The organism is Flavobacterium sp. TSSA_36 (assembly GCF_051547165.1).
Lineage (GTDB): Bacteria > Bacteroidota > Bacteroidia > Flavobacteriales > Flavobacteriaceae > Flavobacterium.
On the sequence record NZ_JBPTTP010000005.1, the window covers coordinates 172,294 to 195,322 of the forward strand.

General features: G+C 33.8%; 21 protein-coding genes and 1 pseudogene. 3 read left to right on the plus strand and 19 right to left on the minus strand.

What is annotated here, in order from left to right; translation table 11 throughout:
- Positions 1–2: 2 nt before the first annotated feature.
- Together ACSVH7_RS11395 and ACSVH7_RS11400 are read right to left on the minus strand one after the other, a co-directional pair.
- Positions 3–530 (minus strand): helix-turn-helix domain-containing protein, encoded by a 528-nt coding sequence (locus ACSVH7_RS11395; RefSeq protein WP_438066822.1) that lies wholly within the window; start codon positions 528–530, stop codon positions 3–5.
- A 3-nt stretch (positions 531–533) separates the two neighbouring features.
- Positions 534–1,049 carry a DUF6932 family protein gene (locus ACSVH7_RS11400; protein WP_438066823.1) on the minus strand — a complete coding sequence of 172 codons (516 nt, stop codon included), beginning with the start codon at positions 1,047–1,049 and terminating at the stop codon, positions 534–536.
- A 189-nt stretch (positions 1,050–1,238) separates the two neighbouring features.
- Between ACSVH7_RS11400 and cysK the strand changes: the two genes are divergently transcribed.
- On the plus strand, positions 1,239–2,153 hold the full coding sequence (gene cysK, locus ACSVH7_RS11405) for a cysteine synthase A (RefSeq protein WP_438066824.1): 915 nt from the start codon (positions 1,239–1,241) through the stop codon (positions 2,151–2,153).
- Positions 2,154–2,464: 311 nt separating this feature from the next.
- Here cysK and ACSVH7_RS11410 read toward each other — a convergent pair whose 3' ends face one another.
- Together ACSVH7_RS11410 and ACSVH7_RS11415 are read right to left on the minus strand one after the other, a co-directional pair.
- Positions 2,465–3,589 (minus strand): cysteine desulfurase family protein, encoded by a 1,125-nt coding sequence (locus ACSVH7_RS11410; protein ID WP_438066825.1) that lies wholly within the window; start codon positions 3,587–3,589, stop codon positions 2,465–2,467.
- Positions 3,590–3,941: 352 nt separating this feature from the next.
- A complete protein-coding gene (locus ACSVH7_RS11415) occupies positions 3,942–4,856 on the minus strand; it encodes an EamA family transporter (RefSeq protein ID WP_438066826.1) in 915 nt (304 codons plus the stop codon).
- A 147-nt stretch (positions 4,857–5,003) separates the two neighbouring features.
- On the opposite strand from ACSVH7_RS11415, the gene ACSVH7_RS11420 reads away from it, so the two are divergent.
- The gene (locus ACSVH7_RS11420; RefSeq protein ID WP_438066827.1) at positions 5,004–5,951 is read left to right on the plus strand and encodes a hypothetical protein; all 948 of its coding nucleotides are present in this window, start codon (positions 5,004–5,006) and stop codon (positions 5,949–5,951) included.
- Positions 5,952–6,170: 219 nt separating this feature from the next.
- Here ACSVH7_RS11420 and ACSVH7_RS11425 read toward each other — a convergent pair.
- The 15 genes and pseudogenes from ACSVH7_RS11425 to ACSVH7_RS11495 form a co-directional block, all read right to left on the minus strand.
- Positions 6,171–6,251: pseudogene (locus ACSVH7_RS11425) on the minus strand (hypothetical protein); the annotation flags it as partial.
- Positions 6,252–6,266: 15 nt separating this feature from the next.
- Positions 6,267–6,497, minus strand: a complete 231-nt coding sequence (locus ACSVH7_RS11430) for a hypothetical protein (RefSeq protein ID WP_438066828.1) — start codon at positions 6,495–6,497, stop codon at positions 6,267–6,269.
- A 394-nt stretch (positions 6,498–6,891) separates the two neighbouring features.
- Positions 6,892–9,141: a DNA/RNA helicase domain-containing protein gene (locus ACSVH7_RS11435; RefSeq protein ID WP_438066829.1), complete on the minus strand. Its 2,250-nt coding sequence runs from the start codon at positions 9,139–9,141 to the stop codon at positions 6,892–6,894.
- Entirely contained in the window at positions 9,128–9,457 is a 330-nt protein-coding gene (locus tag ACSVH7_RS11440; protein ID WP_438066830.1) for a nucleotide pyrophosphohydrolase, read from the minus strand. The genes ACSVH7_RS11435 and ACSVH7_RS11440 overlap by 14 nt, the downstream gene beginning before the upstream one ends.
- Before the next feature lies 1 nt (position 9,458).
- Positions 9,459–11,027, minus strand: coding sequence for a tetratricopeptide repeat protein (locus ACSVH7_RS11445; RefSeq protein WP_438066831.1), 1,569 nt, complete (start codon positions 11,025–11,027; stop codon positions 9,459–9,461).
- Positions 11,028–12,017: 990 nt separating this feature from the next.
- Positions 12,018–12,320, minus strand: coding sequence for a hypothetical protein (locus tag ACSVH7_RS11450; RefSeq protein WP_438066832.1), 303 nt, complete (start codon positions 12,318–12,320; stop codon positions 12,018–12,020).
- 205 nt (positions 12,321–12,525) lie between these two features.
- Positions 12,526–12,831: a hypothetical protein gene (locus tag ACSVH7_RS11455; RefSeq protein WP_438066833.1), complete on the minus strand. Its 306-nt coding sequence runs from the start codon at positions 12,829–12,831 to the stop codon at positions 12,526–12,528.
- A gap of 57 nt (positions 12,832–12,888) precedes the next feature.
- Positions 12,889–13,272 (minus strand): HU family DNA-binding protein, encoded by a 384-nt coding sequence (locus ACSVH7_RS11460; protein WP_438066834.1) that lies wholly within the window; start codon positions 13,270–13,272, stop codon positions 12,889–12,891.
- A 217-nt stretch (positions 13,273–13,489) separates the two neighbouring features.
- Positions 13,490–14,623: an N-acetyl-alpha-D-glucosaminyl L-malate synthase BshA gene (gene bshA / locus ACSVH7_RS11465; RefSeq protein ID WP_438066835.1), complete on the minus strand. Its 1,134-nt coding sequence runs from the start codon at positions 14,621–14,623 to the stop codon at positions 13,490–13,492.
- A 69-nt stretch (positions 14,624–14,692) separates the two neighbouring features.
- Complete coding sequence (locus tag ACSVH7_RS11470; RefSeq protein WP_438066836.1) at positions 14,693–15,292, minus strand: phosphatase PAP2 family protein; 600 nt, start codon at positions 15,290–15,292, stop codon at positions 14,693–14,695.
- Between the two features lie 63 nt (positions 15,293–15,355).
- A complete protein-coding gene (locus tag ACSVH7_RS11475; RefSeq protein WP_438066837.1) occupies positions 15,356–15,838 on the minus strand; it encodes an ABC transporter ATPase in 483 nt (160 codons plus the stop codon).
- A gap of 19 nt (positions 15,839–15,857) precedes the next feature.
- Positions 15,858–16,649: a (Fe-S)-binding protein gene (locus ACSVH7_RS11480; protein WP_438066838.1), complete on the minus strand. Its 792-nt coding sequence runs from the start codon at positions 16,647–16,649 to the stop codon at positions 15,858–15,860.
- Between the two features lie 84 nt (positions 16,650–16,733).
- On the minus strand, positions 16,734–18,065 hold the full coding sequence (locus ACSVH7_RS11485) for a 4Fe-4S dicluster domain-containing protein (RefSeq protein ID WP_438066839.1): 1,332 nt from the start codon (positions 18,063–18,065) through the stop codon (positions 16,734–16,736).
- 6 nt (positions 18,066–18,071) lie between these two features.
- Positions 18,072–19,037 (minus strand): MlaD family protein, encoded by a 966-nt coding sequence (locus tag ACSVH7_RS11490; protein ID WP_438066840.1) that lies wholly within the window; start codon positions 19,035–19,037, stop codon positions 18,072–18,074.
- A 48-nt stretch (positions 19,038–19,085) separates the two neighbouring features.
- Complete coding sequence (locus tag ACSVH7_RS11495) at positions 19,086–20,201, minus strand: N-acetylmuramoyl-L-alanine amidase family protein (RefSeq protein WP_438066841.1); 1,116 nt, start codon at positions 20,199–20,201, stop codon at positions 19,086–19,088.
- 133 nt (positions 20,202–20,334) lie between these two features.
- Between ACSVH7_RS11495 and ACSVH7_RS11500 the strand changes: the two genes are divergently transcribed.
- Positions 20,335–23,025 carry a putative LPS assembly protein LptD gene (locus ACSVH7_RS11500; protein ID WP_438066842.1) on the plus strand — a complete coding sequence of 897 codons (2,691 nt, stop codon included), beginning with the start codon at positions 20,335–20,337 and terminating at the stop codon, positions 23,023–23,025.
- Positions 23,026–23,029 lie beyond the last annotated feature (4 nt).

Below are 23,029 nucleotides of genomic sequence, written 5' to 3' on the forward strand. Positions count from 1 at the left end.
TCTTATCTGCACATTGATACAGTTGTGCCTCTGCTTCTTATTCTATTTCGAATTTCTATGGTATCAACTCCTTGAGGAGCTAAAAAGTCTGATACCGCAAAACGTCTTTTTTTACTAAAATTAAATGTTGCATCAACGTCTACATCAAGAACAACCACTATTTCTTGTAAACGCTTTAAGCTAATATTAGAATAATTTTCAGATTCATACTTCTGAACTTGTTGCTCACTTGTTTTAAGTAATTCCGCAAATTGTTTTTGATTATAACCTTTAGCAATTCTGCTTTCTATAATACCACAACTTAAATCTTCAAAACCTCTGGAGATATTTGCAATTTTTCCTTTTTTTAATCCTTCATACATTTCAATTTCTTTCTCAAAAACATCAATTTGACTTTGAATAGAATCAATTTGAAGTTTTAATAATAATGGATTCTTAGAACTACTAGATTCAGAAATCACTCTTATTGCATCTTGAAATTTTTTCAAATTGTTTTTTGTGACACCGTATTGTTTTTCATTTTTTATCATAACTCAAATTTTTAGTCCAATTATACCTTTTGGATTACCGTCCCTATCTTGCTGGAAAAACTCTATAAATGTTATATCTGGTGGAGCTGCAATAAAATCCATTACAAAAAACTCACATCCAAATTTATCTTTCTGAGCTTTCCTTTTAAAATTGAAATCGAAAAGTACTGGTTCAATAGCAAGTAGAAAATCTAAATCAACTTTTCCTAACTCCCAACAAACATCAATATCTCCAGGATTTTCTTTTGAAGTTGAAAAACTACCATCTAAATATATAGTTTCACAACCAGCTCTTTTTAAACTTACAATTGCCTGTTCAAGACCAAAAACTAATTCAATCCTTTTATCTGAAAAGCACAATTTTTCTTTAATTTCTTCCATTGTGGCCCAATGGACACCTGAAGGCAAAACTCCGTTAGATTGAAAATTTGGTATCAAACAATAAATTAGTTGTGTTATTATATACACAAAGATAATGATGTGTTTTGAATAAGCAATGTAAAACTCTCTATTTAACATCACTTTATTCAATATCAAAAAACAATACAATCACAGTTTGTTGATTGGAAATAAGTTTTAGAATCCGTTTTGTTTAACACAAAACGGATTTTTTTGTGTAATCTAAAATGTAATAGATTTAATACTTGTTTTTTGGTCAAAACCAATTTATTCTATAAATTTACTAGGAATTTAAATAAAAATGTAGTTATGATTTGCAACAACATACTCGAAACAATTGGTAATACACCCCATGTAAAAATAAACAAACTATTTGGAGAAAAAACTTCGGTTTGGATGAAATTAGAACGTACCAACCCGGGGGCAAGTATTAAAGATCGTATTGCCTTAGCCATGATTGAAGATGCCGAGCAAAAGGGAATTTTACATCAAGGTACCACAATCATTGAAGCCACATCAGGAAATACTGGTATTGGGCTTGCCATGGTTGCAGCAGTAAAAGGCTACCGAATTATTCTCGTTATGCCAGAATCGATGTCAATAGAAAGACGATTACTGATGAGTATCTATGGTGCAGAATTTGTGCTCACTCCTCGCGAAAAAGGCATGAAAGGCGCTATCGAAAAAGCGCAAGAACTAGTCAAGGAAATCTCTAATTCTTGGTCACCGCTACAATTTGAAAATCCTGCAAATATAGAAGTGCACAAGCAAAAAACCGCACAAGAAATCATCAATGACTTTCCAAACGGAATTGACTATCTCATCACTGGAGTAGGCACTGGCGGGCATATTACAGGCTGTGCCGAAATTCTAAAACAACACTTTCCCAATCTAAAAGTATTTGCGGTAGAACCCGAAGCTTCTCCTGTAATTAGTGGCGGTGCGCCAAGTCCACACCCTATTCAAGGGATTGGTGCTGGTTTTATACCCACCAATTTACACACTGAAATACTAGATGGCACCATACAAGTGAGCAAAGACGAGGCCTTTTCTTATTCACAAAGAGCCGCTAAAGAAGAAGGAATCCTATTAGGCATTTCATCTGGTGCCTCTTTAGCCGCTGTAGCCATAAAACTAAGCGAAATCCCAGAAGGGGCAACGGTACTTACTTTTTGCTACGACACCGGGGAACGCTATTTGAGCATCGAAGGATTGTTTGAATAACAATTACCTACTAAGAATTAAAAACAAAATAGTTTTCTATTTTTTATTAATTGCTCGCAAAGCCGCAAAGTCGCAAAGAAAGCACTGTGAATACTGCGCCTTAGCGCCTTAGCGAGAAAATTGTTTAGTAAATTGCAAGTAAAATCTTGTAAGTCAAAATCAGAATTAAATAGAATAATTTATATTGCCAGCAACTTACAATACTTTGAATAAAAACAAAAATTAACCTCTATGTGGTAAAAAAAGTTTAAACAAATAAAAAAACCTGACAACTTTACAATTGTCAGGTTTTGCATTTTTATAAGAGAGCCTTAAACGCCTTTCAACGCCTCAATCAACAAATTTACTTCTTCTTGAGTAGATAAATGACTGAACGATATTCGCAAACTTGGTTTTTTCAAATCCTCTTCCGAGAGCATTTCAGCCAACACATGCGAAGGCTTCACACTTCCCGACTGACAAGCACTTCCTCTCGAAACAAAAATCCCTTTCATATCCAAATAAAACAAAATCATCGCCGTTTTATCCGCTGCAAAAGGCAATTGTACATTCAAAATCGGATAAAAAGTAGCACTTCCATTTTCTCTCACTCCAGGAAAGTGCAACGCTAATTGTTCCAAACAATACTGTTTTAGAGCACTGATTTGCTGCTGTTCTGCTTCTAAATTAGCATAAGAAATCTCCAAAGCCTTTGCCATTCCTGCAATTTGATGAATTGCTTCCGTTCCAGAACGCAGTCCTTTTTCTTGCTCGCCACCAAAAAACAAAGGCTGCAAACCCGAATTTTTTCGAATAAAAGCAAAACCAACCCCTTTTGGGCCGTGAAATTTATGAGCGCTGCTCACTATAAAATCAATAGGGACTTTTTGCAAATCCAAAATCGCTTTTCCTACAGATTGCACCGTATCCGAGTGAAACAACGCATGATGCTCTTGACAAATTTGTGATACACGTTCCAAATCCAAAATCACGCCCGTTTCGTTGTTCACATGCATCAAACTCACCAACGTTTTTTCTGTAGATTCAGAAAGAAGACTCACTAAATGCGTCAAATCAAGTACACCATCAGCCGAATTTTCTATATATTCCACTTGAATACCAAACTCCTTTTGCAATTCCAAAATAGGATACAAAACGGCATGATGTTCCATTTGGCTCGAAATAATTCGCCTCACTTTCAAATCCTTCACTGCCGAACGCAACATCCAATTATTGGCCTCTGTCCCACCCGATGTAAACAAAATCTCTTGCGCCGTAGCGTTCAAAGCCTTGGCAATACTCTTTCTAGACAGTTCCAAAATACTTTTGGCGTGACGCCCCAAACTATGCGTAGACGACGGATTTCCGTAATCTTGCGCCATACAATCCACCATCACCTGAATCACTTCGGGACGCAGCGCAGTTGTAGAAGCATTGTCGAGATATACTTTTTTCATAATTAAATACTATTCATTTTTATTTGGGCGTGCCCCGCCTGATCCTTCGACAAGCTCAGTAGTCGGGTCGGGCATCCGTTCCCGCTTTTTTTAGAGCCAAAAAAGTCTCTAAAAAAGAGCTCCACTTCTACCCTCACGCAAACCCTGCAAAACCAAACGTTCTTTACAGGAAATTCGCTTTTAAAATTTTCGCCACAAACAACACTAAAATACACTAATTTACAACGGTTTTTTATTGAACGAATACTTAAGATCTATAAAATTTGTGCCATTCCATTTTAAAATTTATAAAAAATTAGTGACTATTTGTGCTATTCGTGGCTTTTTTTTAAATGCGAATGCCTTGCGTTCTTTAGGCAACCCATCGTTTTTCTTTTGATTTTTTCAATAATTCCAAAATGACTTTCTTATTAAAAATCACAACAGAAATCAAAATCAGTACATACGAAAAGAGATGAATTCCGGTTATTTGCTCTTTGAAATACAAAAAGGCAATAGCAAAATTAATCATCGGATTGATATACATCAAAATTCCAACTGTCGCCGAAGGAATTCCTTTTAGGGCAAATAGATTTAAAAACAAAGGAATAATGGTGAAAACGATTACAATACACAATAAACAGCCATAAAACAAAGGCGTTGTAGGCAACGGACCACTATAAATAGGATAAAATGGCAAAATCAGTAATGCAATAAATAGCAGTTGCATATTGAGTACCAAAAGTTTATCCATTTGATTGTTTTTCCGTTGGCTCACCAAATATAAAGCATACGTTGTCGCTACCAATAAGCTATAAAAAATATCATGTAAATCATTCATCGATAACAACAAACAACTCACCACGCTTAAGGATACCGCAAACCATTGCGACTTGGAAAGGGTTTCTTTTAAAAGGAAAAAGGCGAAAACAGTCGTTAATATCGGGCAAATTAAGTACGCCAAGGAACCCGCTTTTACACTCACATGATTGACAACATAAATAAAAATAAACCAATTCGAAGCCAATATCAAACTTCCTCCTAGCGTCAACCACAGTATAGTTTTCTTAACCTTGGGTTCAAAATTTTGAAAAAGAAACCAATTCGCTCGAATTACCCTTTTTCTAAAAACCACATTCAAAAGTGTTAATAGAAAAACACTCAGAAATACACGATAAAATAGAATATCTAAAGAAGGGAAATCAGCAATAGGTTTAAGAGCTAAACTGAAAAAGCCCCAAATGAAAAAGGCTGTAAATGCAGCCAAAAAATAATTGTTTTGTTTCATTTTATCTAAAATAGTAGTGCAAAGGTAACAATTTCATAGTGTCAAATTTTCATGCTTTTAAAAACAAACTAGATTAACAGCAATTTAGAAACTTCTATGAAGTAGAAACAAATTAAAAATTCTATTTTTGCTTAAAATAAAGTAAAAATGAAACGAGTATTTGGAATCCTATTCTTAGTAGTAATGGGGATTAGTTGTGATGACGGCAATCTGATTTATGAAGAATTTGACTTTAATGACGGTACAGTTGCCGCGTGTACCAACAATAAAATTCTATACAAACTAAAAGAAAAAGAAGCACTAATTCTTGAACTTCCTCAATTAGAATTCCCTAATGAAAGTAAGGTACAAACTATTACTATCTCTGGCGCTAATCGATTAGTGTACCGATTCTACAATGGCAAAATTGCAGCAGACAACATCTGTGAAACAATTCCCCCAGCTACTCCTTTGGTAACTGATCAGTGGATTGCTGAAGGTGGTGTGGTAGAAATTACCTCTAAACCAGAGAAAAAGATTGATCCAACCAATAACAGTTCCAGAATTACAGGTTACAATCATTCTATTATTTTTAAAAATATTACTTTTTTAAAATCCGATGGCACTAAGCAGTCATATCCAGAATTAATTTTTGGAGATTACAAAACCACAGTGACCTCATTACCCTTTGCATTTACACAAGCCTTGAATCAATGTAGCAATTCAAAGCAAATTTATAATTTCATCAACAGTGAAGCTCTAACGTTAAATAATGTTGACCCCACTTTGATAAAGAACGAAATAACCCCCTTAAACACACCTAGAAAAGGGCTTATTGGTACTAGCACCAACCGTTTAGTATACCAATCTTTTAGTGGCATTTTATCCAATGATTATTTCTGTAATGCAAGTACTCCCATCCTACCGACCATCCTTCAAGAATGGAAAGCCGCAGCAGGAATTGCCAACGTGGAAGGTATCATTGAAGTAACCACTACCAGTTTTGGCAACGCCTTCAAGCACACGATAGTGTTGAAAAAAGTTAAAATGACGAGAGGGAGCGATGATTTTCTATTAGGCGACAACTATAGCTACGGAGAATTAATCACGAATTAATCCCCTATTCTTCAAGCATAAAAAAGGTCAATTCAGGAGTGAATTGACCTTTTTTTTTAGGATAGCTTCCTGGATCTCAATTTGAACCTAATTTTGGCTAAAGCCTTTTAAAACCTTCCAATTTTAATCCCTCCAACTAAAGTTGGAGGCAATTGATGTCTAAAAAAACAGGAGAGGTACAAGAAAACAATTTTGGATTTTTATTGGATTATGAGTTGCTCACTGTGTGGCCCAAATACGGAATTGAGTGGCTTGCTTGAAGTTTACGCTGTACCCCACCGCAATATTAGCATCGAGGTTGTAAAAGGTTGTAAGTTAGTTTTTGCCATCGGCGGCAGTTGTTTCCATTTTGGAAATAACTGCATTTTCGGCTAACTCTCCACTTTCAAAAATATTTTTTAAATGCTTGCTTATAGCAGGCACAGCAACCCCAAACAACTGTGCGATTAACTTTTGGGTGAGCCAAAAGTTCTCGTCTTTGAACGTTACATTTAAGTTTACTTTTCCCTCTTGATTTTGATAAATAAGTATTTCGCCTGTATTCATAATTGCCGTATTTTACTACTGCAAGATACACTTTCCACTCAAAGTAAACCAAAAACTTGTGTTTCGCAGGGAGAATGGAAGTTTTTTTTTTGTGGATTGATACTTATTAGGATTAAATCAAATGCCTTACCATTATCTTCTTGAACTTCTTACCAAAACCTAATATTGGGTATGCTTTTTTATAGGATGGGATTAAATTTATCATTCATTATTGTGCGGATTAAAATCCGTTGCTTTCTTGCAAAACAGTTGTTATAAGCTGCCCTTCTGTCTCTCGTGGTTGTTTCGGTCATTGTTTGTCTGTCGTTGTGTGTTTGCTTGGTAGCTCTTTTGCATTTTTTAGCTTGGGTTTGTGCGTTGGTAAAAATGCAAATATTCTACCAAAAGCGTTGGGTTACCAATTTAATATTTTCTTATAAATTCCAATTACTTTAAAATCTATTAATTCGTCTTCAAAGAGTTCAATATCTTCAAAAGAATCATCATCACTTAACGGTTTTAGTGTAATAGATTTATGATGATAAGTCTCTTCAGTAACAACTTTAACACTATTGTATTCTTTAATAGTAAAACCTGAGCCATAATTACCATCTTGAATATTTGTACATTGTACCAGAACAATTTCACCATTTCGGCTGCCAGCGATGTTATTATATTCTTCAAAAAGACAGAAGGAGCCATTTGGTATTTTTTTATTCATAGATTCACCAATTACTTGAGCAATAAAATAACCTTCACGAGGGCTAACTTGCATTGGCAATTCTGCCCAACTAAATTCATCATAAAATTGAGGATCAGTAAAATTAGTTGCAGCAATTTTGTAGTCAACAAATGGAATAGCATTTACATATGGCTTGACAGATTCAAAAGGAATTATTCTAGGCGTATTAGCTTTTGAATCATTACTTAAAGTCAAATTTGTATTGCCAACTAAGTGCAATTTTAAATATTTTTTCAAGTTCTCATTACAAGCATAAATATAAACTCCTTTAATACCTCTGTAAAGAACTGTTTTATAAATATTTAATATAAATGCTTTTAGTTCATTGATGTCCGTTACTCCGTTTTTACCATACTTATCAAAATACTTTGTTTTATCAATTACAATTTCATTACGAATTGGATCATAATCTATTTCTAACCCAAAAATGATTGCTGCGTAATTTAAGTCATACCCTTGTGTCGTATGAATACAACCAATTTGTTCAAAAGCGTTATCAGATGTAATCCAATCATTGTAAGTTTTATTCCATTGAAAATCCATGCCATCAATACTAATATCAATTGCATTTAAGTCTAGATTTTCTTTTCTTTTAGGGTCTGATTTCCATTCCCAAGAATACCCTGCAATCATTCTACAAAGGCCATTTTCTTTCTCTTTAATTTTTAATTTGTTGTAGAGGGATCTGAAAGAATCGAAATATTCCAATTCAAAATCTGAAGGTAACTCAGGTTTTTTATTTACACTACAGTTTAAAAGACTGTCGATAAAATTAATGTAATCGTTTCCTCCTTTAGTTCGCATTTGAGATTTGAGACTTAGCTTTAAAGTATCTGGCTTATTTTGAAGTGCAGTAAATTTAAATTCATCTATATCAGAAGGTTTTACTGATTGTGCAGCATCATAAAAGAAAATTTGATTACGACTATTGGCTATTATCCAATCCAATTCTGTTCCATCATCTCCTAGATTTAATAACTCGTTTTTTTTCTTGAATTCTCCTCTCCAACTAATATTTCGATATTGTCTAAGTCGATGTGCTTCATCTACAATTAACAAATCATATTTATGACCTAATTTAAAAGTTTCCGAGGGTGACATAACCATTTGTTTTTTCAGACCGGGAACATTATTAAACACTTTTTTGATGGTTTCTCTTAATGGAGTCATAGCAATCACAAAACCAATCCTCGCTTTAGGATATTTTTTTTGGAATTCTTTGATTAAACTAATTTCATAAATATCATCCTCTTTAATATCAGCATCCTCAATGTCATTTACATCACTTACCAATAATTTCATAAGGTATGTTGCCAAAATTGTTTTTCCCGTACCTGCACTTCCGCTTACAAAAATTGAATTGCCTTGTGATTTGTTTATGTTAGTGAGTATTTCTAAAACTGACTTATATTGATCATCATTCAGTGCCTTGAAGGGTGAGTACTTGAATAGTTCAGAATTTTCAATTTCCGCAAGTGACTTTGAAACAATTTTTTTTTCAATTAACTTTTCCCAAACTGTATAAAATAAATTTTTATATAAATCTTGTTGATAATAATTGTGATTTTGATGCCCAAGATTTAAATTTTCAGTTGTAAAAGTACCTTCTGCGTTGATGTATTGTATAAGTCTTGATTCTAAGTCTAGCGTAGCTGATTTATTAAATTTATCGCTACCAATTATATTAACTGTTTGAAAAAGATTCGCCTTTTTGGGATTTGCTAAGTGGTTCTTTAATCTTAGAGATGCATTATTTGATTCGCCTATATATGCTTTATTTACGCCTTCATTTTTCAAAAAATATACAAGAGGCCACTGGTTTTTGACCCATTGATTTGTTTCAATTTCCTTTAATGATTGAAGGTTAAAAGGAAATGGCTTTGATACCTGAATTGATAATTCAAAATCTTTATAGTTCATCATACTTTTTAGCTGTTCCCTTAGACTTATCTATAGGATATTTTTCACCATTTCTTTTAATCTTATCCAAAACAATCTCCTTTACATCAAAATTGTATTTTTCTGCTAGCAAAAAAGCATAGGCAAAAACATCCGCTAATTCTTCTTTAATTTTTTCTCTATTTGCCTCTTCTGGGTTTTTCCAAAGAAATAATTCCAGTAACTCACCTGCTTCAATATTTACAGCTAGTGCCAAATCTTTAGCATTATGAAATTGTTCCCAATCTCTTTCGTTTCTGAACTTGATAAGCTCCTGAATAATTATTTGAAAGTCCGTCATTTTACTTAGTATTATACATCGACAAGGCTAATTTGTACTCAGCTTCAAAAGGTAATTGTAACTGCGAAACCATTTCTGGAATAGCAATAGACCAACTCACAAAATAGTAGGCTAAAATTTGATATCCAGAAAACTCTTTATTGGGTATAGCACTTAATTTGTAATTTTTAACATTTGGATCATAGCCCTGTGTGCCCTGCATTGCTATTTCAAAAGCAATTTTTTTGATGTCTTCTTTTGACTTTCCTTCAAAGAATTCTAAAGCGCCTACCATGAACATCACAACGGCACTGTTTAAACCTAGTGCTTCTTGATGCTCCAAAAAGGTTTTCATTTTTTTCTCCTTAACAGGATCTTTTTCGTCTGAGCCAAAAGGATTTTTCTCTAAATCATGAATAAAATCATCAATATTGCTTCGCTTTCTGTATTGATTTTCTCCTATTAACTCAAAGTAGTCGCTTAGTTTCAAATCATCAGCCCAATGTTGAACTAGTTCATATTCTTCAGCCGGTTGTTTGTCATCTTTGTATTCCAAAAACTCTTCATAAAACTTATTTGCGGTTTCAAGCTCTATTTTGGAAGCTTTAAATTCACTAATAAAATCTATTGCATATAGATTTTTTAATTGCATAGCTCCCACAAGGTTATAAATTTTGTTACAAGAAACTAATTCAGAAGGAGTGATTTCTAAAACCTGTTTGTCTGTAACCGCCCTTAACCCATCTTGCACAATAGTTAACAAGGAAACAAACTGATAAGGTCTTAGCTCAGGATATTTGCTATGCAAAAAGTCTTCTATAAATAAGTCAATAGGAGCATTAAAAATTAAAGAATTGATTCCAGAAAACAAACCTGTAGTATAACCATTTATAGCTTCAACTGAAATTCCTTTTTGCTTTAGCTTATTAATAGATTTTTCTATTTTCTTTAAAAAAATATTTTTATGCTGTTGTGTCGTTGTGTACAATAAATTTTTCTCTAGAGCTTGAGCCTCTAAAACAAAATCTAAATGCACCAATTCATGCATAAGCAAATGCTCAAATCCAAGAACTGCATCTTTATACTTAATAACGTGCTTTGCTCTGTCGTAATTTTCGGCAAACTCGATTTTGGCTACTGTGGCTATAGTATCATCCTTCACAATATCAATTGCAATACCACCTTTTTGCTCAAGCAATACTCGATATTGTTTAAAAATAGTATTACCTATTTCTTGTTGAAAAATCGTATTCGATACATTATATGCTTCTTCGATACCTTTATTATAGAAGAAATCATTTTTTTTAGAACATTTTGAAGTTTCTATAAATCTTTCAAAAGCTATTAGAAAATCATCTTCTTCGCTTGCAATTAACCCTAAAGCGTAAAGAGTATTAGGATAACTAGCATCTAAGGTCAACGCTTTGTTAAAATATTTTTTAGCTTCCGAAAATTTATTTTGTTGAAGTAAATTAGCTCCTATATTATTAATAGTTATATTATCATTAGGATTTACAATCAAAGCCTGATCGTAATACTTCATTGCCGTATCAATATCATTCTTAAACTTTGCGAAGATATTTCCCATCATCAATAAGGCCCAATGATTTTTGGGATTCCAGCGTAGGGCATCAATTAAGCTATTGATGGCGTCGTCTTGCTGACCTTGGTCTGAGAGGATTTGTCCCATAATTCGGTGAAATTCCGAATTCGTAGGATTGTTAGCGATAAGATGTTGTAGAATGGGTTTTGCTTCTTGGTACTGACCTTTTTCACAAAGCGCCACCGTTTTTCGGTAATCTGATTCTTGGGCAAGTATTGATGAAGTGTCTATTTCAATAATAACCCAATCGTCGGTAATTGAAACTTTTGGGGGAAAAGGCCCAAAAGCATAGAATTTTTTTAACTCGTTGATTAATAAGGTATTACCCCCCCCCGTACTATTTGAGGAAAAAGAGCATACAAGAAATCGTCAATTTTATGGATGATTTGCATGAAAAGAAGTGCTTTTGATAAGTAAAACAAACTCAAAAAATGAGCTGAACGCAAATCTAACAAAAAATATGATACGAGTAGAAAAGCATCAAGGGTTTTGAAAGATTAATTGCAAAACTATAGCTATCCAATACTACCCTATTTTTCCTTCAACGTCAGCATGACAAACGAGGTAAGATAAATAAGGTCTGCAGAATAACTCAAGCGACCCCTATTTTTTTTCTCTTTTGTTTTCGAACCAAAAATAAGCTGTTGACAATATTAATTGTCGTATTTAATTCCGATTTCGACTTACACTATTTCACTAGTAATTTACCGATCAATAGTCTCGCTAAGACACAAAAGCGCAGTATTCACAGCGCTTTCTTTTCGACTTTGCGAGAAATTAATATAAAGTATGACACTATTTTATTCTAATTACTTAGTACCGCTAATCCTTTATAAATGAAGAGGTTTTGATTTTTCAGCAGACCCTGATTACTCATTTTCTTCATAATAGTATGAATAATCGATGCCTTTCATATAGATTTCTCGGCTGTTAATATCATTGGTAAGTGCTGTTTTAAGCAGAGCTTGTAAAACGCTACTATCTACCGCACTTATAACCATGGCATTCATGTAATTGCTTTTGCTTATTTTGCTCCAATCTACGCATTTTTCCATCAGGAGCTAAAAATTTCAACTGGGTAGTAGCACTAACCACTTGGCTGTTTTCTTTCTTTAGCTTAGCTTTGAGGTATTTCCAATAGTTGCGCGTTCTGCTATAGTCGCTCTGATTAGTGAGCACCGCTACAATGTCCAAAACGCTAAACCACCATTTGGCATTTTTATCATCCCAAACGGCACGTACTTCGCGATCATCAAAAAAACGTATGGAAACCTTGTTCATAATAGTTAATTATTAATGTTTACCCGTTGGGTGAAATTCAAAAAAAATAAAAAGCCTCACCACACTTCGATGCCTCAGTGCAGGCTATAGCCATAGAATAATAGCAAATGAACATAGAAACAAACAAAAATAGTACTATTTTTCACAACAGATGAGCTATGTGAATAGTAAAACGTCTATTAGTTTCTCTTAAAAACAACAAATGCTATGATTCTAGCCTGCACTGAGGCATCGAAGTGTGGTAAAAAACAATTTCACCCAACTGCAGGGTAATTTTTTTGTACTTTATAAGAAGATGATCACGGAAATAACGTTCGGTAAATTCCATTTTGGCCACCACAGCTATGTAGTCATCCTTTTCTATTTCGATATTGGTACCGACTTCGGGTTCTAGTTGGCTACGATATATTAACATTGCTTTTTCGCCTTCGAATTCTTCGGGAAGACTTGTAGCCCATTCGATTGCTTGTTGCAAAGCATTTTGGTATAATCGGTCATAGGTAATTCGCACATCATCATTGGTTTTTGCGACTAATTTTCAGTCATGCTCATTATCAAAGGAAAAAACTCAACGTAATCGTTTATAGGTCAATTTTTTCATTACATTTTTCAAATAAGCGGCGGGTCGAAATACAAGATTTGCTTTTTTAATATTGGCCTTACCTAAATCGTCAGGCGTAGCTGCGGGCGTGCCTTGCAAGGTAATTTGAAAGGTACCTAAGTTATCAATTCTTACAATTTTCCCTTGCGTCAGAGCATCCCCTACCACTTGTGTCATAGCAATAATCACCGCGTAGCAATCTGCACGACTGAGCGTGGATTGTGAGGCTACCGTCGTAGCTAAATCGTCTAAGGTTATCTCCCCATTATGTACTGCACAGGGATAATAATTAGTTTGTGGAGGTACCACCAAATTATTTTTTTTGGGCACCATTTTGAACTGTATTGACATAGAAATAAAGGAATAAGGTTGTTTTTTTGAAGTAGTCCTTACAAATTTATGGTTTTAAAAGGAAGATAAAAAAAATTTCCCTACATCTTTTGATAAAAAGATGTAGGGAAATTAGCTTTTTTCTGTACAGCACTTTCTTGAAAGCTGTACAGAAATTTAAAAAAGAAACAGGACTGAGCGAATTTAAGGCAGGGTTGCTTCGATAAAAGCGTACTGCTTATTGGTATTTCTGAATCGCTTTTAAATATAAATCCTCGTATAAGGGCAATACATTTTTGATATCAAATTTGGTAGCAACGGTTAAGGCATTTTCTTTAAAAAGCGCTAAAGTAGCATCATTCTTTAAAATTTTAATCGCATTTTGAGCCATCTCATCGACGTTCCCTACTTCACTCAAAAAACCTGAAAAACCATCAAAATTTACTTCAGGTAGCCCTCCAGAATTACTTGATATAACAGGTACACCGCTAGCCATAGCCTCTAAAGCTACTAAACCAAAACTTTCAGTTTGCGAAGGAAGCAAGAACAAATCAGTCAAGCACAAGATTTTATCAATTTCATTGCTATTTCCAAAAAAAATCACTTTTTCATGAATTCCTAATTCATAACATAAGCGCTCTGCTATTTCTTTTTCAGGTCCATCACCTACCATCATCAACTTGGAAGGAATTTCTAATTGAATCTTATGAAAAATTTTGATAACGTCAGGAATGCGCTTTACGGCTCTAAAATTGCTGATATGTGTAATTATTCTTTCATTGGGTTTAGCCATGACTGTACGATGACAAGGAACATTTGGATCTTTCTTTTCCTTATTCAAATCAATAAAATTGGGGATTACTTGAATCTCATTTTTTATAGAAAATAATGTAAGGGTATCGGCTTTCAAACTTTCGGAAACAGAAGTGACGAAATCTGATTTATTAATACTAAAAGTAACCGCAGGCTTGTAAAATGGATGATTCCCAACTAAAGTTATATCAGTGCCATGAAGCGTGGTAACCATCGGAATATTAATGCCCTCATCTTTTAGCATTTGTTTCGCCATATAGCCCGCATAGGCATGTGGTATCGCATAATGTACATGAAGCACCTCAATTTTATAAAGCTTTACCATATCCACTAGTTTACTGGAAAGTGCCAATTCATAAGGTTGATAATGAAATAAAGGATATTCAGGAACGTTTACTTGATGGTAATGAACATTCGGATTTAAAAGCGCCAAACGGACCGGCTGACTGTAGGTGATAAAATGAATTTCATGACCTCTTCTGGCCAATTCTAACCCCAGTTCTGTGGCAACAACACCACTTCCACCAAATGTTGGATAACAAACAATCGCTATTTTCATGTAATTATATTAGTAGGACGAAATTACTTAAAAATGACTAACTAAAAGTTAATAAAAAGTAAAAATCAATTAGAGGATTTCCTTCTTTTTTGTCTTTTGTAGCCACGTATTAATTTTATAGCTAAGATATGCTGATCCACTGCCTATTAGTGCTCCTGCCATTACATCTGTGGGATAATGAACCCCTAAATGCATTCTTGAATACCCAACAGCGGTTGCCCAACCAAATGACGGCACAATTACATACCATTTAGGATAGGCCATACTCAAAGAAGTAGCGGTGGCAAAAGCAATAGACGTATGTCCTGATGGCATTGAATATCCTCCGGCAGTAGTCAGTTTTTGAATTTCAGGATACGTAACAAAGGGGCGTTCTCTCTTTATCGCTTCTTTCAACGCAATGGTAATAAATACCGAGGCTGCTACAGATTCTCCAATAAACAAAGCCTCTTTTTTCAATTTTGGGTCATTATTGATTAATCCAACCGCATAAAGTGTCAAGGGGGTGCCAATACTGACAACGGCATAGCTGTGTGTGATAGTTTTAAACGTTGCATCTAAATTCTCATTTCTATATAAATTAGCTGAACGTAAGGTGTTTATATCGAAATTTTGTGGAAATACAGTTGTAGAAAATAATAAAAAAAGGAAAAGAAAGAATCGTGTCATTTGAAAAGTTGAATTGGGTTTAAAATAAAAAAAAACTAGATATAAATCTAGTTTTTGTAAATATTAGAAGAATCTTCCGTGCCAACTATCTGCAGCGGGAACTTCCCATGATTCATTAAATTCTTGAATAGTATTGACTAAATTATTAAAAACAATAGTGTTCTCAGTCACCGCTTTATCTTTGACCATTTTTTTAAAATCAATCAAAGTTTTATGTGCGATATGTTCTCCTAACTTAAACGTTACATTCATTTTATCTAACAAATCTACATTGTATTTTTTTTCCAAACCTTGAATAAATTCTACGGAACTATCAATGGAACAACCTGTAGCTGCTTGCACTTCTTGATCGACTGCAATAATAATAAATCGATTGTATTTCAATAAATAAGAGCATACCAAACTTGTACCATGAGCAGCCCAATCATTCAAAAACGATTGCAAAGCCTCTTCGATCTCGATAATTTCTGCATCAGAAAATTTTCTATTGGATTGGTAGATCCAAATTTTAGAATCTTCGGGTAAATCTTCAAACGGGTGGTACATAATTTTTTTATTTTATTCGTTATAAGTCTTGAGCATTAGCTATTAGTTCAGCGATATCTAATACTTTCACTTCCCCTTCTTTTTCTTTGTTTTTGATGCCATCAGTTAGCATGGTATTGCAAAATGGACATCCCGTAGCTATAATGTTAGGTTGTGTTTCTAAAGCATCTTCTGTACGTTCAATATTAATTTCCTTATTTCCTTCTTCAGCATCCTTAAACATTTGCGCTCCGCCGGCTCCACAACACAATCCATTAGCTTTGGAGCGTTTCATTTCTACTAACTCCGCATCTAATTTTTGAATTAAATCTCTTGGAGCTTCATACACTTTATTAGCTCTTCCCAAATAGCAAGGGTCATGAAAAGTAATTTTCTTTCCCTTAAAGTTGCCACCTTCAATAGTTAATCGGCCATCATCAAGTAAGGATTTCAAAAATTCTGTATGATGAACGACTTCGTACATTCCTCCTAATTCCGGATATTCATTTTTTAAAGTATTAAAGCAATGTGGACAAGCGGTTACAATTTTTTTAGCTTCGTATGCATTTAAAACCTCAATATTCATCATGGCCTGCATTTGAAATAAAAATTCATTACCAGCTCTTTTAGCCGGATCTCCTGTGCAACTTTCTTCTGCTCCTAAAACAGCAAAGGAAACATTGGAACGATTTAAAATACGCACGAAAGCTTTTGTGATTTTTTTAGCTCTATCGTCAAAACTTCCTGCACATCCTACCCAAAACAAAACTTCAGGTTGTTTTCCTTGTGCAAGCATCTCGGCCATTGTTGGTACGATTAAATTTTCTGACATAAAAATTCTTTTTTATTGTTGCAATAAAATGGTTTTAAATTTTAAAGCCATCTATTTTTGATTAATGATTATTTGGTACTAGTATTAGTGCTCGTTTTTCCAATTCAAACGGTCTTGTTGATTGTATTGCCAAGGTGCTCCATTGTTTTCAATATTGGTCATCATAGCATTTAATGGCATTGGAGCGGCACTTTGCTCCATGACTAAATACCTACGCATGTCCATAATAATAGATAACGGACTGATATTTACCGGACATTCCTCAACACATGCATTACATGAAGTACAAGCCCACAGTTCTTCTGCAGTAATATAATTATTCAAAAGAGAAATAGAGTCAGGAACAAATACACCTTTATTTTTGTCGATATTTTTTCCCACTTCTTCCAAACGATCTCTTGTATCCATCATAATCTTACGTGGAGAAAGTTTTTTCCCGGTTTGATTTGCAGGACAAGAAGACGTACAACGCCCGCATTCCGTACAAGTGTAGGCATTCATCAATTGAACCCAATTCAAATCCATTACATCACTTGCGCCAAACTTTGAAGGAACAACATTTTCTGTAGTAGGCGCAGCAAATGGATCTGCATTAGGATCCATCATCAATTTAACTTCATTGGTTACAGCTGCTAAATTGTCAAATTGTCCTTGTGGCTTTAAATTAGCAAAATAAGTATTTGGAAAAGCTAGAATAATATGGAGATGTTTTGAATAATACAAATAATTCATAAATATCAATATTCCTACAATGTGTAACCACCAAAATAGCTCAGATAAAACCATCACTAATTCATTTGACATCCCATTAAATATTGGAGCAATAAATTGACTTACAGGAAATGACCCTGCTTTGATAAAATGAGAAAATCCGCCAGGAACTTGTTGTAAATGAAGATCTGATGCATTCATTAACAAGAATAAAGACATTAAAACTACCTCAAAATACAAGATGTAATTGGCATCATTTTTTGGATACCCCTTCAAATCCGAACTAAGAAATCGATTGAGTTTTATAATATTTCTTCGGGTCCAAAATGCTACTACTGCTAAAAGAACCAAAACAGCTAAAATTTCGAAAGAACCAATCAAGAAATTATAGCCACTTCCTAGAAAAGCAAAAACACGGTGTGTTCCAAAAAGTCCATCAATAATGATCTCTAAAAGCTCAATGTTAATAATGATAAATCCTAAATATACGATGATATGTAAAATGCCTGCAACGGGTCTTTTTACCATTTTTGATTGTCCTAAGGCAATCATTGCCATGTTTTTCCAACGCTCTTTAGGATTGTCACTTCGATCGATAGCAGTTCCTAAATTAATGTTGCGAATAATCTTTTTTACGTTACTAAAAAAGTAGCCAAATCCTGCAAAAAGGAGTATGGCAAATAAAACATTGTCTAAAAAATTCATAAGTAGTTAGTTTTTGGCTTTTGATAGTGAATCTAATTCTGGAGCAATATAGGGTTTATTTTTCTTTCCAAAAACGGAAACATTGACATATCGAGTAGGATGTAAACGTACGTCTTGTAGCAATAGTTCCAATTCTTTTGACGTTTTAGCTAAATTAGTATAAAGGGCTTCGTCTTTCAATAATTTACCCATTGTTCCTTTGCCAGACTCCAAATTAGCCATAATTTTATCTACATTGGCTAAGGTTTTATTTAATTCAGCCACCGTTTTTCCAAGATTTGCTTTTTGTAAAGAATCGGATATTTTTGAAAAATTTGCAGACACTTTATTGAAATTAGTCACCACACCTTTTATCTGATTTTTATTTTCATCTAATAACCCATTCACACTAGCCGATGCTTTGTGAAATTGCGTCATGGTTTTGTTTAATTCTGATAAACTATTTTTTAAGTCGGCTTGTCCTTTTTGATCCAAAACGTTATTGATACCTGAAAGCATCAAATCGGCATTAGTTAATAATTTTTCAATTTTTTCTTGTAGAGGCACTAATTTTTGCCCCATACTTGCGGTTAATCCAAGTTCGACAGCACCTTTTATAGAAGCACCGTTTTCAAGTAACACTTTGTCTTTTAGATTCGGGCGAATCGCAATTTGCTTTCCACCGATTAGTCCGGGTTCATAAATAACGGCTTCACTTGACTTTGATATAGGAAAATCTGTATTTACTTGTAATTCAACCATCAGCTTACCGCTATTAGGATCAATAGTAATGGCAGCAACTTTACCAATAGACAACCCGTTTAAAGTTACGGCCGAGGAAGGCATAATACCTTCTACATTTTCATATTCTACATAATACGTTTGGTAATTAGTAAAAAGATCTCGTCCTTTTAAAAAACTATATCCCCAAATAAATAATAAAATAGCAGTGATTACTATTATAGCCGTTTTGATTTCTTTTGTTAGTTTCAAAATATAAGATTTTGCGCAAAAATAAAATAAAATAATGAACTAGTGGATTTATTTGATAGCTTCTTGTACACTAATTTTTTTTCCATCCTTGAAAGCAATCAGAAAGGCAGAAGTAAATCCTTTCGACTTAGCTAGTTTTAAGTTTTCTTTGGCTTGATTATAATCTGGGGTTTCTCCGTAAAAATATTTATACAGATTATTTTCTTTTTCAACTGAAATTGTATCTAGTCCTTTGAAATTTTTAGGTGCCAACTCTAGATCAATATAACTCGCTGATATTTGAATTTTAAAAACCGTGCCCGATACCATTTTAGGACTCTCTTTAATTATCGGACTTTCAACCTTTTTAGGTTCCGCTTTTTTTTCTTCAGGAATAGAGTTTTCAGAAAAACTGCCAAAAAAATCATTTTTGTAATTAATTATCGCTTTAGCAATGGCTTGTGCAATTTCGTTTTGTCCATTTTCAGAAGCTAACACAGCACCTTCAGCTGGATTAGAAATAAATCCCATTTCTATCAATACTCTCGGCATATAAGCTCTATGTAATACTAAAAACCCCGCCTGTTTAACGCCTCCGCCACGAATCCTTTTTCCTAATTTCTCAAATTCATTTTCCACATTTGATGCCAGTGAAATGCTGTTTTCTAAATACTCCTCTTGCATCAGTGTCATTCCAATTAATGATTCTGGAGAATTTGGATCATAGCCTTCGTATTTTTGTTTGTAATCTTTCTCAAGGGTAATTACAGCATTTTCTTTTCTTGCCACATCTAAATTTGACGCGGATTTAGTCACCCCCATTACATAAGTTTCCGTACCATCCGCAACGGTGTTTTTGTTCGCATTACAATGGATAGAGACAAAAATGGTTGCTTTGGCTTTGTTGGCTATGTTAGCTCGTTCATTTAATTCAATAAAAACATCCGTTTTACGAGTATAAATGGTCTCTATTTGTTTCGTATCTTCTAATATTTTTCCGACTTTTAAAACTACGGACAAGGCTACATCCTTCTCTATTCGCCCATTATATTTTGCCCCAGTATCATGTCCACCATGTCCTGCATCGAGAGCTACTCTAAACGCACTAGTCTGACTATAAGAAAATAATGAAAGAAAAAGGAAAGAGGAACTCAGCATTACTTTTATAGAAATCTTGATATTCATAAGTTTTAAAATTAATTTTATTAAGGGACTACAGCTATAATATTGTTAATTGATTATTTTTGCAAAAAAATATATGTAAGTTTGAAGTCTCAAAAAGCGATCCATCATTTTTACAAAAATAGCATTTAAACCTTTGCGTACAAACATATTTAATATCGTTTTAATTTCTTTACTCGTTTTGTCAGGAACAAATAGTACCTACTCTCAAGATATAAAGAAAAAATCTACTCCTATTCCCTCAAAAACTTCTGAAAGAAAACAGAGAAAAGAAAAACAAAATGCACCCATAGCAACAATCGAAACGGATACAGTTCAAAAAGATACTGTAAAGGTGAAAAAAGCGTTTTTAGAAGGAAAAGTAAATTATCGTGCCCAAAAGTATGCTAAGGTAGATCAAAAGAAGAAATTAATCACGCTTTATGACAAAGCCGAATTGTATTACCAAGACATTGAATTAAAATCAGGCTTGATTGTAATGGATTACGAAAAAGAAGAAGTGTATGCTGGGAGAATTAAAGACTCTACTGGAAAGCTTACACAATATCCTATTTTTAAACAAGGAGCCAATGTTGTTGAACCCGATTCGATTCGTTTCAATTTCAAAACTAAAAAAGCGTTGATCTGGAATTCCAGATCCGATCAAGGCGAATTTAAAATAAAGGCCGCTATCACAAAAAAAGAAAACGATTCGGTTTATTTTTTAAAAGGGGCTCGTTTTACCACTTCAAAAAACATTGATAATCCTGAGTATTATTTTCAAACGAATAAAGTCAAATTTATCCCAGGAAAAAAAGTAATTACGGGGTTAACCAATATGGTTATCGCTGATGTACCCACTCCGATAGCCCTGCCCTTTGCCTATTTTCCAATGAGTAAAGAAACTAGTGTTTCTGGTATCATTTTACCTAGTTATAACGATTCTAATGCTCGCGGTTTTTCTTTACAAAATTTCGGATATTATTTTGCATTAAGCGATCATTATGATTTAACCGTTTTGGGCGATTATTATACCAATGGAAGTTATGGAATGCGTTTTGAGTCAAGTTATGCTAAAAGATATAATTATAGAGGAAATTTCAACTTTAGATTTGAAAATTTAATTAATAGTGAACGAGGATATCCTGATTATTCTAAACAAACAATATACAATCTTCAATGGTCACATTCCAAAGATGGTAAATCTAATCCAAATTCAAGTTTTTCTGCTTCAGTCAACTTAGGAAGCAGTAAATACTTTCAACAATCTATAAATGTTCAGAATTTAGGATCAAATTTAAACAACACCTTAAGTTCTTCTATTTCGTACTCAAAAACATTTAATTCTGTTCCACAAGTTAGAATGTCATTATCCGCTACTCATACTCAAAATACCCAAACGAGCGAAATCAATATGACATTACCAACCCTTCAATTAAGCGTGGATCGAATTTTTCCATTTGCCAAAGGTGATGGAATCAAAAAAGGGTTTATAAAAAACATTAATTTACAATACAACTTAAACGGAAGAAACAGTTTTGTAACTAATGATTCCTTATTCTTCAAGCCTGAAATGTTTAAAAATGCTCAAGTGGGAATGCAGCACAGTATTCCTATTAGTACCAACTTTAAAATTTTTAAATATTTTAGTGCATCCGCCTCGGCCAATTATGAAGAAGTATGGTATTTAAAAACGATAAACCGATATTTTGACACAAATAGTAATAAAGTAGTAGATGAAACGGTCAATGGTTTTGATGCATTCAGAACTTATTCGCTTTCAAGTAGTATTGGTACTACAATATATGGAACTTTCAATTTTGGCGATGATAAGAAAATCAAATCTATACGACACGTAATGAGACCTTCTATTTCTTACGGATATACACCAAGTTTTGAAAAATACTACGATACCTATGCTGCCGATGCAAGTGGAAAAATGATCAAACAGTATACTAGATTTGAAGGAGGTATTTATGGGGCTCCTGGTTTAAACAACTCTAATTCCATTGGATTTGATTTGAGTAACACTTTTGAAGCAAAAGTGACTGATAGTGATAGTACCAAAGTAGAACCCAAAAAAATCATGCTGTTAAACAACTTTAATTTGTCAACAAGTTATGATTTAAATGCTGACGGTAAAACAACACTCGCCTGGTCACCAGTTAGAGTAAGTGGAGGAACTCAACTGTTTAAAGACAAAATGCAAGTCAACTTTGGCGCAACATTAGATCCTTATGCAATTGATAATAATGGCAATCGTATCAATATATACAACATAAACAATGGCGGAAGTTTGTTTAGGATGACTAGCGCCAACATGACATTGAATTATTCCATTGCAAGTAGTGATTTTGATAAATCGAGTGACAAGGATAGCCAAGTTAAAAGAAATGGCGGAAGAGAAGACGATTTGTTTGGAAAAAGTCAAGATGTTTTAAATCAGAAGAGTCAATTTAAAGAGACAGATGAAAATCAGGGTGAAGATGTAATCACTACCTTTTTTAGATCAAAATTACCTTGGGACATGACTTTTGCCTATTCTTTAACTTACGGTAATGCGAATCGCGAAAGAAAAATTATCAATAATTCGATTATGATTTCTGCAAACGCAGATTTAACTCCAAAATGGAAAGCTGGGATATCTACAGGTTATGATTTTGTGCAAAAAGGAATCACTTTTACTCAAATTAGATTTGAAAGAGATTTGCTAAGTTGGAGAATGGATTTCAACTGGACACCCTTTGGAGAATATTCTAACTGGAATTTTTTCATAGGAATAAAATCAGGTGTTTTAAGCGATATTAAATGGAACAAAAGAAGAGTTAACGACAAAACAGTAAAATAATCAT